This is a genomic window from Rhodococcus sp. ABRD24, from assembly GCF_004328705.1.
In the GTDB taxonomy this organism is placed as follows: domain Bacteria; phylum Actinomycetota; class Actinomycetes; order Mycobacteriales; family Mycobacteriaceae; genus Prescottella.
In genome coordinates this window covers 704,741-718,325 of the sequence record NZ_CP035319.1, presented here as the reverse complement: position 1 = coordinate 718,325, position 13,585 = coordinate 704,741, and the positions used below count along the sequence as shown (strand labels likewise).

The 13,585-nt window shown below is 65.2% G+C and carries 12 protein-coding genes and 2 tRNA genes; 9 read left to right on the top strand and 5 right to left on the bottom strand.

Annotation, left to right across the window (positions count from 1 at the left end):
• Window positions 1–46: 46 nt before the first annotated feature.
• The gene (locus tag ERC79_RS03160) at window positions 47–1,303 is read right to left on the bottom strand and encodes an FAD-dependent oxidoreductase (RefSeq protein ID WP_131575663.1); all 1,257 of its coding nucleotides are present in this window, start codon (window positions 1,301–1,303) and stop codon (window positions 47–49) included.
• Between the two features lie 154 nt (window positions 1,304–1,457).
• Between ERC79_RS03160 and ERC79_RS03155 the strand changes: the two genes are divergently transcribed.
• The 3 genes from ERC79_RS03155 (at window position 1,458) to ERC79_RS03145 (ending at window position 3,480) form a co-directional block, all read left to right on the top strand.
• Window positions 1,458–2,090, top strand: a complete 633-nt coding sequence (locus tag ERC79_RS03155; RefSeq protein WP_131575661.1) for a DsbA family protein — start codon at window positions 1,458–1,460, stop codon at window positions 2,088–2,090.
• 93 nt (window positions 2,091–2,183) lie between these two features.
• Window positions 2,184–2,666, top strand: coding sequence for a ribose-5-phosphate isomerase (locus ERC79_RS03150; protein WP_031936551.1), 483 nt, complete (start codon window positions 2,184–2,186; stop codon window positions 2,664–2,666).
• Window positions 2,667–2,682: 16 nt separating this feature from the next.
• The gene (locus ERC79_RS03145; RefSeq protein ID WP_131575659.1) at window positions 2,683–3,480 is read left to right on the top strand and encodes a DNA-formamidopyrimidine glycosylase family protein; all 798 of its coding nucleotides are present in this window, start codon (window positions 2,683–2,685) and stop codon (window positions 3,478–3,480) included.
• 18 nt (window positions 3,481–3,498) lie between these two features.
• Here ERC79_RS03145 and ERC79_RS03140 read toward each other — a convergent pair whose 3' ends face one another.
• Window positions 3,499–4,341, bottom strand: a complete 843-nt coding sequence (locus tag ERC79_RS03140) for a DUF1542 domain-containing protein (RefSeq protein WP_131575657.1) — start codon at window positions 4,339–4,341, stop codon at window positions 3,499–3,501.
• A gap of 357 nt (window positions 4,342–4,698) precedes the next feature.
• Window positions 4,699–4,769, bottom strand: a tRNA-Gly gene (locus ERC79_RS03135).
• Between the two features lie 139 nt (window positions 4,770–4,908).
• Here ERC79_RS03135 and ERC79_RS03130 point away from each other — a divergent pair.
• The 5 genes from ERC79_RS03130 to clpX all read left to right on the top strand — a co-directional run bounded on the left by ERC79_RS03130 (window position 4,909) and on the right by clpX (window position 9,461).
• A tRNA-Pro gene (locus ERC79_RS03130) sits at window positions 4,909–4,985 on the top strand.
• A gap of 83 nt (window positions 4,986–5,068) precedes the next feature.
• The gene (gene tig, locus ERC79_RS03125; RefSeq protein WP_131575656.1) at window positions 5,069–6,439 is read left to right on the top strand and encodes a trigger factor; all 1,371 of its coding nucleotides are present in this window, start codon (window positions 5,069–5,071) and stop codon (window positions 6,437–6,439) included.
• A gap of 153 nt (window positions 6,440–6,592) precedes the next feature.
• Window positions 6,593–7,180 carry an ATP-dependent Clp protease proteolytic subunit gene (locus ERC79_RS03120; protein ID WP_242676732.1) on the top strand — a complete coding sequence of 196 codons (588 nt, stop codon included), beginning with the start codon at window positions 6,593–6,595 and terminating at the stop codon, window positions 7,178–7,180.
• A gap of 49 nt (window positions 7,181–7,229) precedes the next feature.
• Entirely contained in the window at window positions 7,230–7,901 is a 672-nt protein-coding gene (locus ERC79_RS03115; protein ID WP_131575654.1) for an ATP-dependent Clp protease proteolytic subunit, read from the top strand.
• Window positions 7,902–8,180: 279 nt separating this feature from the next.
• On the top strand, window positions 8,181–9,461 hold the full coding sequence (clpX, locus tag ERC79_RS03110) for an ATP-dependent Clp protease ATP-binding subunit ClpX (protein ID WP_131575652.1): 1,281 nt from the start codon (window positions 8,181–8,183) through the stop codon (window positions 9,459–9,461).
• 168 nt (window positions 9,462–9,629) lie between these two features.
• Here clpX and fdhD read toward each other — a convergent pair whose 3' ends face one another.
• Window positions 9,630–10,454, bottom strand: coding sequence for a formate dehydrogenase accessory sulfurtransferase FdhD (gene fdhD, locus ERC79_RS03105; RefSeq protein WP_131575650.1), 825 nt, complete (start codon window positions 10,452–10,454; stop codon window positions 9,630–9,632).
• Entirely contained in the window at window positions 10,454–12,766 is a 2,313-nt protein-coding gene (locus tag ERC79_RS03100; protein WP_131575648.1) for an FdhF/YdeP family oxidoreductase, read from the bottom strand. Before ERC79_RS03100 ends, fdhD begins: the two co-directional genes overlap by 1 nt.
• Window positions 12,767–12,972: 206 nt before the next feature.
• Between ERC79_RS03100 and ERC79_RS03095 the strand changes: the two genes are divergently transcribed.
• Window positions 12,973–13,581, top strand: a complete 609-nt coding sequence (locus ERC79_RS03095; protein ID WP_131575647.1) for a GNAT family N-acetyltransferase — start codon at window positions 12,973–12,975, stop codon at window positions 13,579–13,581.
• Window positions 13,582–13,585 lie beyond the last annotated feature (4 nt).

Below are 13,585 nucleotides of genomic sequence, written 5' to 3'. Positions count from 1 at the left end.
GCGACGAATCGGCGATTTCCGGATCCTCGAGTGCGCAAAACTCGGGTCAGGGGACGAGGTCGGCGAGCGGAACGCCGGGATCGGTCAGTCGCGCCGGATCGACGGGCGAGCCGAACGTGACGAGCGCCTTGATCTCGTCGGTGACGTCCCAGATGTTGACGTTCATGCCGGCGAGTACACGGTTCGCCTCGTCGATCCAGAATGCGATGAACTCACGCCTGCCGACGTCGCCGCGCGTCACCACCTTCGAGTATTTCGGTGCCCAGCCGACGTACTCCATGCCCAGGTCGTACTGGTCGGTGAAGAAGTAGGGCAGGCTCGTGTACTCGGCGGCGCGCCCGAGCATGGTCGCCGCGGCGACCACCGGTTGGTTCAGGGCATTGGCCCAGTGCTCGACGCGTACCCGGGTGCCCAGCAAAGGATGCTGCTGCGCGGCGATATCGCCCACCGCAACGATGTCCGGATCGCTGGTGGTCAGGGTCGCGTCCACGAGAACGCCGCCGTCCACCGAAAGCCCCGAGGCCTCGGCGATCTCGATGTTGGGCTGAGCCCCGACCGCGACCAGCACAGCGTCGGCGGGTAGTACCGAGCCGTCGCCCAGGCGGATGCCGTCGGCGCGAGCGCCGGAGACGGTGATCTCCTCGACCTTTGCGCCGAATCGGAAGTCGACGCCGTGTTCGCGGTGTAGATCCGCGAATACCGCGCCCATCTCCTTACCGAGCGCCGCGAGCAGGGGAAGTTCGGCTGACTCGACGACGGTGACCGCCACGCCACGTCCGCGTGCACCCGCTGCAATCTCGAGGCCGATCCACCCGGCGCCGACGATGACCAGGCGGGCGCCGGGGGAGAGGGCGGCGATCAGGGCGTCGGATTCGTCGATGGTGCGCAGGTAGTGCACACCGGAGGCGTCCGAACCGGGAATCGGTGGCCGGCGCGAGCGTGATCCGGTGGCGAGTGCGAGCTTGTCGTACCCCAGTGTGGAGCCGTCGGGCAGCGTCACACACCGATTGTCGCGATCGATCGCGGTGGCCGTGGTGCCCAGGCGCAGGTCGATGTGGTGATCCCTGAACCAGTCCCCGTTGTGCACGGTGAAATCGGGCAGGTTCTTCTTTCCCGCAATGTGTTCCTTCGACAGCGGTGGACGCTCGTACGGCAGATGGTCCTCTTCGCTCAGCAGAATGATGGACCCGTCGAAATCCTTGTCTCTCAGGGATTCTGCGAGCCTGGTGCCGGCGAGGCTGCCGCCGACGATGACGAAGGTGCGATTCGACGACTTCGGGGATGTCGATTCATGGGATCTCACGGGAAGGCTCCGTTCCAGTGTGACTACTGGCTGTCCTTCCCCGACAGTAACGTTGCCCCGGGCCGTGCGGGAAGCATTCCCGCACGGCCGTGGTTGTCTATCAATCGAAAGGTGTGACGTGCATCGGTCACACCACGGGACGAGGGAGACACGCGTGAGCGCGCAGGAACAGACCGAAAGCGGCAACAAGGACACCGTCGACTTCTGGTTCGATCCGTTGTGCCCGTGGTGCTGGATCACCTCGCGCTGGATCCTCGAGGTCACTCAGGTTCGCGACATCGAGACCAACTTCCACGTGATGAGCCTTGCGGTTCTCAATGAGGGACGCGAGCTGCCCGAGGAGTACCGCGAGATGATGGCCAGGGCGTGGGGCCCGGTCCGGGTACTGATCGCAGCCGCACAGCAGCGCGGCGACGAGATCCTGCTACCGCTGTACACGGCGATGGGTACCCGCATTCACAACGGCGGTGACCAGGATCTGACGAACGTCGTGGTCGAGTCGCTTGCCGAACTGGGGCTGCCTGCCGAACTGGCTGCTGCCGCGGAGACCGACGAGTACGACGCCGAACTGCGCCGCAGCCATCATGCCGGAATGGACAAGGTGGGCGACGACGTCGGCACCCCCACCATCCACGTCAACGGCACTGCCTTCTTCGGCCCGGTCCTCTCGCGCATCCCTCGCGGTGAGGACGCAGGCAAGGTGTGGGACGGCACAGTCGCGCTCGCGTCGTACCCGCACTTCTTCGAACTCAAGCGCACCCGCGACGAGGATCCCCAGTTCGACTGACGGACGGGCGGGCTTCGGGTGGCGGTACCGAGAGCTCTCGAGCCCGAAGTCCCCGATGCCGCCGCGGCGACATGACCTGTCAGAATTGACGCCATGCGCGTATACCTGGGTGCCGACCACGCCGGCTTCGAACGCAAGAACCAGATCATCGAACACCTCACCGCGAACGGTCACGAGGCCATTGACTGCGGTGCACACGTTTACGACGCCGTTGATGACTACCCGGCCTTCTGCATCGAGGCGGCCCGCCGCGTCGTCGCCGATCCGGGCAGCCTGGGCCTCGTTCTCGGCGGCAGCGGCAACGGCGAGCAGATCGCGGCCAACAAGGTTCCCGGCGCCCGGTGCGCCCTTGCATGGAGCGTCGAGACCGCGCAGCTGGCTCGCCAGCACAACAATGCGCAGCTCATCGGCATCGGCGGCCGCATGCACTCGCTCGAGGAGACCCTTGCGATCGTCGACGCCTTCCTCGCGACCGAGTGGTCCGATGAGGAGCGTCACCAGCGTCGCATCGACATTCTTGCCGAGTACGAGAAGACGGGTGTCGCACCGGCTGTGCCGGCGGCTCCAGAAGCCTGACAGTAGGTAGAACACCGTGCCCGAGGGCCACACTCTGCACCGTCTCGCGCGCCTGCATCAGCGGCGTTTTGCGGGATCTGTGGTGGTGGTCTCGAGCCCGCAAGGCAGATTCGCCGAGGACGCGGCCCTGATCAACGGCCGCGTCCTTGTGCGTTCCGATGCGTGGGGCAAGCACCTGTGGCACCACTATGAGAACGGTCTCGTGGTGCACGTCCACCTCGGCCTGTACGGAAAGTTCACCGAGTCGACGGTGCCACTCGACGCTCCCGTCGGGCAGGTCCGGATGCGCATGGTCGGAGCCTCCTACGGCACCGATCTGCGGGGGCCCGCGGCATGCGAGGTGCTGCATCCGCCGCAGGTCGCCGCGATCGAAGCCCGGCTGGGTCCGGATCCGCTCCGCAAGGACGCCGATCCCGAGCGGGCGTGGGCCCGCATTTCGAAATCGCAGACGCCGATCGGCGCCCTGCTCATGGATCAGGCCGTCCTTGCGGGGGTGGGAAACGTCTATCGTGCCGAGGTCCTGTTCCGGCACGGGATCCATCCGGAGCGTCCCGGCAAGCGTGTGAGCCGCGACGAGTTCGACGCGATGTGGGCCGACCTCGTCGAGTTGATGAAGGTCGGCGTGCGCCGCGGCAAGATGCACGTCGTGCGGCCCGAGGACGACCACGGCGATCCGTCCTACGCGAAGGACCGCCCGCGCACGTACACCTACCGCAGAGCAGGATCGGCGTGCCGCATCTGCGGCACGCCGATCGCTCACGCGGTTATGAAGGGGCGCAATCTGTTCTGGTGCCCCGATTGTCAGCGGAACTGAGTCCGTGGTGATCTCGGACTAGAAGTCTCCACCGCCGAAGTCTCCGCCACCCCAGTCCCCGCCGCCGAAGTCCCCGCCGCCGAAGTCTCCGCCACCGAAGTCTCCGCCACCGTCCATTGCGGTGTAATCATCTCCGCCACCCGCGTCTGCGCCGTCTGTGCCCGGGTCGCCACCGCCGTCGCCACCATCAGCTCCGGCATCGCCGCCCTCGGATCCGTCCCCGCCGCCGTTTTCGAAGCTCTGCGCGTCATACGGGACGCCGGACATACCGGAGAACATGGCCGAGAACAGGAACATCGAACCGATACCCCAGGCGCCAGCGACGAGTGCGGGCTTCCACCACGGCTCCGAGTACCAGCCTGCGGGGACCGGGCGCCCCGCGACGCGGCCGCCGGGATAGTAGTTGGGGGTGCGCGCTGACGGATTGGGAGACGCGGACACCTGACGGCCCTCGAACTCGACCTGACGGTCCTCCGTCACCGAGCCGGCCGACTTCTGACCGTCGATGCTCGGAATCTCGGGGCCGGGATCCATGCCCATCGCGGTGCGCGCGGCGCGGATGTAGTACAGCCCCTCGAGCGCTGTCTGCTTGGCCAGCCGTGCCTGCATCGGTGTGGTGGCCTGCTCGATCTGTGAACCGGCGGCGGTGTACCGCTCCGACGCGTCGGCGAGAGCCTGCTTGGACGGATCGTCGTTGCCGACGAGGTTGTAGACCTGGCCGCCGAGACGTTCGATGGCTTGGCGGGCATCTGCCTTCGCATCGTCGAGCTGATTCGCCGAGTGGCCCTTGCTTTTGTTCTGACTCTTCATGACCAGGAAGATGACAGCGCCGAGGACGGCGACAATGAGGAGAATTTCCACGGGGGACCTTCCGAAGGCGGCAAGTCGTACCTTGTCCAGGATACCGGGCCGATGTGGACGGCGGATGGCTCTCGAGCGGCGGTCGCCCATGCCGTCGGCGTTCGATTGGACAGCGTCGAGCGCGATCAACCACGATCGATTATGTGATGTATGTCACCAATTTGCGGAACTGGGTGCCAGGTTGGCTTGGATCCGGGGGTCGTTTGGCCCGTCGTTGCCGCCGCCCGTCCGACAGGAGTCCGTCCGATAGCGTGTCCGGGGCCTTGGATAGTAGGTGAAGGTTGCAGGCTGAGCCTTGGAACCAAGAAACCCCGGCTCCCTGCATTGCTGCAGATGAACCGGGGTTTTCCCTACGAGAGGGGATGACGGGAATCGAACCCGCGTAATCAGTTTGGAAGACTGAGGCTCTACCATTGAGCTACATCCCCGTGCATACGACATTTGTGGGATCGCCAGCGATGCCGTGTGCGAGATGGAACTGTACCGAACCTCGCTTTGGATTTCATAATCGGGGGGCCGTAGGATTCTGCCTCGGGTCCTCGCGAGGTTGGCGGAGGCCTGTTCGAACGGGGTGTGGCGCAGCTTGGTAGCGCATCCGCTTTGGGAGCGGAGGGTCGCAGGTTCAAATCCTGTCACCCCGACCAAACCGCGGCTGGGCCGAGAGGGCCCTGCCGCGCAGGGCACGACATACGAACGAAGAGCATCACCACACGAAGGAGCATGATCCGTGAAGAGCACCGTCGAGCAGCTCAGCCCGACGCGAGTCCGTATCAACGTTGAGGTGCCCTTCGAGGAGCTCAAGCCTGATTTCGACAAGGCCTACAAGGCACTCGCGCAGCAGATCCGTCTCCCCGGCTTCCGTCCGGGCAAGGCTCCGGCCAAGCTGCTCGAGGCTCGTGTCGGTCGTGGTGCCGTGCTCGAGCAGGTTGTCAATGACGCCCTGCCGGCCCGCTACTCGGAGGCCGTGTCGACCTCCGAGGTGAAGGTCATCGGCCAGCCGGAGATCGAGATCACCAAGCTCGAGGACGGCCAGGAGCTCACGTTCACCGCTGAGGTCGACGTGCGTCCCGAGATCACTCTGCCCGACTTCTCCACCGTCGCCGTCACGGTCGACCCGATCGAGGTCACCGACGAGGCTGTCGCCGAGCAGTTGCTGTCGCTGCGGCAGCGCTTCGGCACCCTCAAGGGTGTCGAGCGTGAGGTCCAGGACGGCGACTTCGTGTCGATCGACCTGTCCGCCACGGTCGACGGTGTGGCTGTTCCGGAGGCTACGGCCGAGGGCCTGTCCCATGAGGTCGGCTCGGGCCAGCTCATCGAGGGCCTGGACGAGGCCATTATCGGCGTCAAGGCTGGTGAGTCCAAGGACTTCGTCTCGAAGCTCGTCGCTGGCGAGTTCGCCGGACAGGATTCCGTCATCACCGTCACGGTCGGTTCCGTCAAGGAGCGCGAGTTGCCTGAGGCTGACGACGAGTTCGCCCAGATGGCAAGCGAGTTCGACACCCTCGCGGAGCTCGAGGCTGATCTTCGTGAGCGCGTTGGACGCGTCCGCAAGGTCGAGCAGGCGGGACAGATCCGCGACAAGGTGCTCGAGGCTCTGCTCGAGACCGTCGAGGTCCCGTTGCCCGAGGCTGTCGTCAAGGCCGAGGTCGATGCTGCGCTGCACGATGCGATCCACGGTCTGGATCATGACGAGGCCAAGCTGGCCGAGGCCCTCGAGGCTCAGGGCACCACGCGTGAGCAGTTCGACGCGGACGCCAAGGAAGCCGCGGAGCGCTCCGTCAAGACGCAGCTGCTGCTCGACGCCATCGCGGACGCCGCCGGCACCACCGTCGGCCAGGACGAGCTCACCGAGCGCATCCTGTTCCAGGCACAGCGCTACGGTATGGCGCCGGAGCAGTTCATCCAGCAGATCCAGCAGGCCAACCAGCTTGGCGCCGTCTTCGCGGATGTTCGTCGCGGCAAGGCCCTCGCCGGTGTCGTCGACGCTGCAACCGTCACCGACACCGCCGGTGCGGCCATCGACACCGCCGAGATGTTCGGCACTGCCGAAGCTGACGATGCAGCCGAGGCCGAGGCCGAGGCCGACGAGCAGAAGTAAGTCACTTCTGAGATCGTCTGCGGAGCGGCTTTTCCGCTTTCAGCGAAGTAGGGCGGCACCGGGACTCCGGTGTCGCCCTACTTCGTTAGTGTCTGTGTCAGGAACCAACGACTTATCGAGAAGGCAGGTACCGTGACTTACCAGAATCCCGCCATGACTTCAGCCACCTCCGGTCTGAATCTCAGCGACTCGGTGTTCGAACGCCTGCTTCGCGAGCGCATCATCTTCCTCGGCACGCAGGTTGACGACGACATCGCGAACAAGCTCTGCGCCCAGATTCTTCTGCTGTCGGCAGAGGACCCCACCCGGGACATTTCCCTGTACATCAACTCGCCTGGCGGTTCCGTCACGGCCGGCATGGCGATCTACGACACGATGCAGTTCGCCGAGTGCGACATCGCGACGTTCGGCATGGGCCTGGCGGCCTCGATGGGGCAGTTCCTGCTCTCCGCGGGCACCAAGGGCAAGCGGTATGCCCTCCCGCACGCGCGGATCATGATGCACCAGCCGTCTGCCGGCATCGGTGGCACGGCCTCCGATATCGCGATCATGGCGGAGCAGTTCGCGCACACCAAGCGCGAGATGGCCGCGCTCATTGCGGAGCACACCGGGCAGACGGTCGAGCAGATCACCGCCGACTCGGACCGCGACCGCTGGTTCACCGCGAAGGAAGCGCTCGAGTACGGCTTCGTCGACCACGTCATCTCCCGCGCGCGGCAGGCGGGCGGCGCGGGCAACTAGGCCGCGTTCGGATCCGTACCTTCCGCCCATACTCATCTTTGGAGACACGATGACCAATTCGTTCGATCCCCGTGCTGCCCACGCCCTCGGTGGCCAGGCCCCGGCCGGCGCACAGTCGCGTTACATCCTGCCGTCGTTCATCGAGCATTCGAGCTACGGCGTCAAGGAGTCAAACCCGTACAACAAGCTGTTCGAGGAGCGCATCATCTTCCTCGGCGTACAGGTCGACGACGCTTCGGCCAACGACGTCATGGCGCAGCTGCTGGTGCTCGAGTCCCTCGATCCCGACCGCGACATCACCATGTACATCAACTCGCCCGGCGGCTCGTTCACGTCGTTGATGGCGATCTACGACACGATGCAGTACGTCCGCGCCGACATCACCACCGTCTGCCTCGGCCAGGCTGCCTCGGCGGCGGCCGTACTCCTCGCGGCCGGCACCCCCGGCAAGCGTCTTGCGCTGCCGAATGCCCGCGTGCTCATCCACCAGCCGTCCACCGGAGGCATTCAGGGTCAGGTTTCGGACCTCGAGATCCAGGCCGCGGAGATCGAGCGGATGCGGCGCCTGATGGAGTCGACGCTGTCGAAGCACACCGGCAGAGCCGCCGACGTGATCCGCAAGGATACCGATCGAGACAAGATTCTCACTGCCGCGGAGGCGAAAGAGTACGGCATCATCGACGATGTGCTCGAGTACCGGAAGCTCTCCGCCCAGAAGTGATGTCGGGCATCCCGGTTCGCCGACACGCCGAGAGGTCAGGTTGCGGCGGACCGGGATATGAACCGGTCAGGCTGGGGCATTCCGCGCGCCTCGCACGGATGTGATTCATGCGCCGGGTTCGGTTTCTCTGGGCGGCAATCACGGGCAACTGGTCGACCTCGTTCCCGATCTACGGGTACGGTCACAGCATGGGCCTTCGATCCTGATCCGCATAGCGCGATCTGCGGGTAGTCGGGAGAGGGTGCTCGCACGTAGACAAGGAAGTAGGGACCTTACGAGATGGCACGCATCGGTGACGGCGGCGATCTGCTCAAGTGCTCTTTCTGCGGTAAGAGCCAGAAGCAGGTCAAGAAGCTCATTGCGGGACCTGGGGTCTACATCTGCGACGAATGCATCGATCTCTGCAACGAGATCATCGAGGAGGAGCTGGCCGAGTCGAGTGAGGTCAAGCTCGACGAGCTTCCCAAGCCGGCGGAGATCCGCGACTTTCTCGAGAACTACGTGATCGGCCAGGACGCTGCGAAGCGGACGCTGGCTGTCGCGGTTTACAACCATTACAAGCGAATCCAGGCGGGCGATCGTGGCCGCGACGCCCGCGGCGAAACTGTGGAGCTTTCGAAGTCGAACATCTTGATGCTCGGCCCCACCGGTTGCGGCAAGACCTACCTGGCGCAGACGCTGGCCAAGATGCTCAACGTGCCGTTCGCGATCGCGGACGCGACGGCGCTCACCGAGGCCGGTTACGTCGGCGAGGATGTCGAGAACATTCTGCTCAAGCTCATCCAGGCTGCAGACTACGACGTCAAGCGGGCCGAGACCGGGATCATCTACATCGATGAGGTCGACAAGATCGCCCGCAAGAGCGAGAACCCGTCGATCACTCGCGATGTGTCGGGCGAGGGTGTTCAGCAGGCGCTGCTGAAGATTCTCGAGGGCACACAGGCAAGTGTTCCCCCGCAGGGCGGGCGCAAGCATCCGCATCAGGAGTTCATCCAGATCGACACGACGAACGTGCTTTTCATCGTCGCCGGTGCCTTCGCCGGTCTGGAAAAGATCGTGTCCGATCGGATCGGCAAGCGCGGCATCGGTTTCGGGGCCGAGGTTCGGTCCAAGGCTGAGATCGACACCCAGGATCACTTCGCCGAGGTCATGCCCGAGGACCTGATCAAATTCGGGCTGATCCCGGAGTTCATCGGTCGTCTCCCGATCGTCGCTTCGGTGACTAATCTTGACAAGGAGTCTCTCGTCAAGATCCTCTCAGAGCCGAAGAACGCGCTCGTCAAGCAATACACCCGGTTGTTCGACATGGACGGGGTCGTGCTCGAGTTCACGGCGGATTCGCTGGAGGCAATCGCTGATCAAGCCATCCATCGGGGCACCGGTGCTCGCGGTCTGCGCGCCATCATGGAGGAAGTCCTCCTGCCGGTGATGTACGACATTCCCAGTCGCGACGACGTCGCGAAGGTGGTCGTCAGCGCGGAGACGGTCAACGACAATGTGCTACCGACGATCGTGCCGCGCAAGTCGGATCACGACGAGCGGCGCGACAAGAGCGCGTAGTTTCAGCCAGAAGGTTCCGATGGGCCCAGGTGCGTAAGCACCTGGGCTCATCGGTTTCTCAGAGGGCGCGGTGGGCGTAGCCGTCGGTGTGTTGCGAGGCTTCTCGTCCGTTTCCGGCCTGCACGATATCGACTCGGCGTCCCGAATGATGGCCGGATCGAAATGCGCTCAGGATGTGATCCGCTGGCCACCCGCGTAGACGTTCATGCTCGATCCGCGCAGGAAGCCCACGAGGGTGAGACCGCGGTCGCGGGCCAGATCGACGGCAAGTGACGACGGTGCCGATACGGCACCGAGGAGTGGAATCCCGGCCATCGTCGCTTTCTGTGCCAGTTCGAAGGATGCTCGGCCGCTGACGATCAGAACGGTGTCGGTGAGGGGGACGCGGTTGTCGGTCAGGGCCCAGCCGAGAACCTTGTCGACGGCATTGTGCCGGCCGACGTCCTCCCGTAGCGCGAGCAGCACGCCGTCCGGGGTGAACAGTCCGGCGGCATGCAGTCCGCCGGTGGCCTCGAAGATGCGCTGACCGGCCCGCAGTGTCTTCGGCATCGCGGACAGCGCCGCCGCCGACACGGTGACGGTGCTGTCGGTCAGGGCGAATCGGCTGCGGGTGGCCACGTCGTCGAGCGAGGCTTTGCCGCATACCCCGCATGCCGAGGTGGTGAGAAACTCCCGCTGCCCCCGCGTGCCCGGATCAGGAACGCCCGCAGCCATTTCCACGTCGAGGACATTGTAGGTATTGACGCCATCCTCGTCGACTCCGTCGCAGTAGCGGATTGTCGAGACATCCTGCGGGCTGCCGATGATGCCCTCGCTCAGTAGGAAGCCGTGCACGAGGTCGACGTCGTTTCCGGGGGTGCGCATCGTCACAGTGAGGGAGCGTCCGCCGAGGCGGATCTCGAGCGGCTCCTCGACTGCCAGGGTGTCGGGGCGCCGGCTGGTGCCGTCCGCGGTGATTCGCAGAATGGGCCGCCGGGCGGTAACTCGGCCCATCAGCCGGCCCGGGCGGCTTCGAGTCGCACGACGATCGCCTTCGAGACGGGTGTGTTGGACTTGGCGGCAACATGATCGAGCGGAACCAGCGGGTTCGTCTCGGGGTAATAGGCGGCCGCGTTCCCGCGTGGGGTGCTGTACTCCACGATCCGGAAGTCGTGTACGCGACGTTCCTCGACGGTGCCGTCCGCCGTCGTCCATTCGGAGACGATATCGACGATCTGCCCGTCGGACAGGTCCATTTCGGCGATGTCGAAAGCGTTGACGAACACCACCTTCCGCCCACCCTTGACGCCGCGATAGCGGTCGTCGAGGCCGTAGATCGTGGTGTTGTACTGGTCGTGGCTGCGCAGCGTCTGCAGGATCAGCCGTCCGGGCGGCGTCGGTACCCATTCGAGCGGATTGACCGCGAAGTTCGCCTTGCCGGTGTGAGTGTGGAACTCGCGCGAGTCGCGCGGCGGATGAGGCAGCTGGAAGCCGTCGGGCTGGCGGACCCGGGTGTTGTAGTCCTCGCATCCCGGGACGACACGGGAGATCGAGTCCCGGATCAGATCGTAGTCACCCTCGAACTTTGCCCACGGTACGCCATGTCCGGCGCCGAGCAGCTTGCGCGCGAGCTGGCAGACGATAGCGACCTCGCTGCGCAGGTGTTCACTGACCGGCTGCAGACGTCCCCGTGACAGGTGCACCATCGACATCGAATCCTCCACTGAGACCAATTGCTTTCCGGTCGCCTGCACGTCGAGGTCGGTGCGGCCGAGGGTCGGGAGGATCAGTGCTGTGCGGCCGTGCACGACATGGCTGCGATTGAGTTTCGTCGAAACCTGAACGGTGAGTTCACAGTTACGCAGGGCCGACTCGGTGGCTGCGGTGTCGGGGGTCGCAGACACGAAGTTGCCGCCCATCGCCATGAACACCGTGGCCCGGCCGTCGCGCATCGCGCGGATCGCATCTACGGTGTCCCAGCCGTGACGGCGGGGACTCTCGATGGAGAACTCGGCGTCCAGTGCGGCGAGGAACTCCTCCGGCATCTTCTCCCAGATACCCATCGTTCGGTCGCCCTGGACATTCGAGTGTCCGCGCACCGGGCACACGCCGGCGCCGGTCTTGCCGATCATTCCGCGCATGAGCAGGAGATTGACGGCCTCTTGGATGGTGGCAACCGCGTGCGCATGTTGGGTCAGTCCCATCGCCCAGCAGGTGACTGTCCGCTCGGACTCGATCAGAGCGCGGGCAGTCTCCTCGAGCTGTCGCATGGACAGGCCGGTCGCCGCCACGACGGTGTCGAGATCGACGCCGCGGACGTGGTCGGCGTACTCGTCGAATCCCGCGCAATGCCCGTCGATGAACGCGCGGTCGATCACGGTGCCCGGAGCACGGTCCTCGGCCTCGAGGAGTAGCCGGCCGAGGCCCTGGAACAGGGCCATGTCGCCGCCGAGTCGAATCTGGAGGAGTTCGTCGGCGATATCGGCACCGCGACCGAGTACCCCGTTGATCTTCTGTGGATCCTTGAACCGGAGCAGGCCGGCTTCGGGCAGCGGATTGACCGCAATGATCTTGGCGCCGTTGGCCTTCGCCTTCTCGAGTGTGGAGAGCATGCGCGGATGGTTGGTGCCTGGATTCTGTCCGGCGATGAGGATCAGGTCGGCCTGTTCGATGTCGGGGACGGACACCGACCCCTTGCCGATGCCGATGGCCTCGGTAAGTGCACTGCCCGAGGACTCGTGGCACATGTTGGAACAGTCCGGCATGTTGTTGGTGCCGAAGCTGCGAATCATCAACTGGTAGAGGAACGCAGCCTCGTTGCTGGTCCGTCCGGACGTGTAGAACACGGCCTCGTCAGGACTGTCGAGCCGGTGGAGATGTTCGGTGATCAGGCGGTATGCACCATCCCATGTGATCGGCTCGTAGTGGGTGGATCCGGGCCGCAACACCATCGGGTGCGTCAGCCGGCCCTGCTGGCCCAGCCAATAGTCGGTGTGGCCGGCGAGCTCGGAGATCGGGTGCTCGGCGAAGAACTGGGGGGTCACAGTCCGCAGCGTCGCCTCCTCCGCGACCGCCTTGGCTCCGTTCTCGCAGAACTCGGCGGGCTTGCGGTGTCCCGGAGTCTCCGGCCATGCGCAGCCCGGGCAGTCGAAGCCGTGGCGCTGGTTCAGGCGGGTGAGGGTGCGTGCGGTGCGGGCCAGGCCCATCTGCTCGACCGAACGCTGTAGCGACACCAGGACCGCGGGGACCCCCGCGGCGTAGTCCTTGTTGTGGGTGACGACCACCGCGTCTTCGTCGATGTCGTCTCGAGGTCCTGTGCGCGTCATGAGTCCATAGTGGCCCAGGTCACGCTGGTTCGCACGCCCTGGCACACCGAGTCGTCGTAGAGGAGACGGCAGCACCGAGCGGAATCCGGCGGCGGAATCCGGCGGTCGGCCCGGAACCGCCGTCGGTGAGTCCTTGCCTACCCGTGGTTCGTCAATCCCGTTGGTCCAGCCAATCCCCTTGCGGCCGAGCCGGTATGCTGTTCAACATGGGAGTCGTTGTGCGGCCAGTGACCGGTTCGGACGTCTCCGCGCTCTCGTGTGCGCTTGCGGAGGCGTTCGATGACGATCCGCTGACGCGGTGGATGCTGCCCGACGATGCGAAGCGCCCGGCCGGTCTGCGGCGGCTGTTCGGAGTGGAGATCCGGCATCATCACCTGGCCGGCGGTGGCGCCGAACTCACCGAAGGGCCGGACGGCACCATCGTCGGCGGCGCGCTCTGGGACCCTCCCGGACGGTGGAAGCAGCGGCCGCTGAGTGCATTGCTGAGCCTGCCGGCTACCGTGCTCGCGCTCGGTGGGCGGTTGCGTGTCGGTGCCGGGGTGTCTCGCGCACTCGAATCGGTGCACCCCGAGGAACCCCATTGGTACCTCGCGACGATCGGTACCGCCGGTTCGGCCCGCGGCGGTGGACACGGGAAGGCGCTACTGCTCTCGCGCCTTTCGCGGTGCGACGCTGAGTATGCGCCTGCTTATCTCGAATCCAGCAAAGAAGAGAACATCCCGTACTACGAGCGATTCGGATTCGAGGTCACCGGTGAGATCGTGATTCCGAACGGCGGTCCGACACTGTGGCAGATGTGGCGGCGCCCCCGCTGACGAC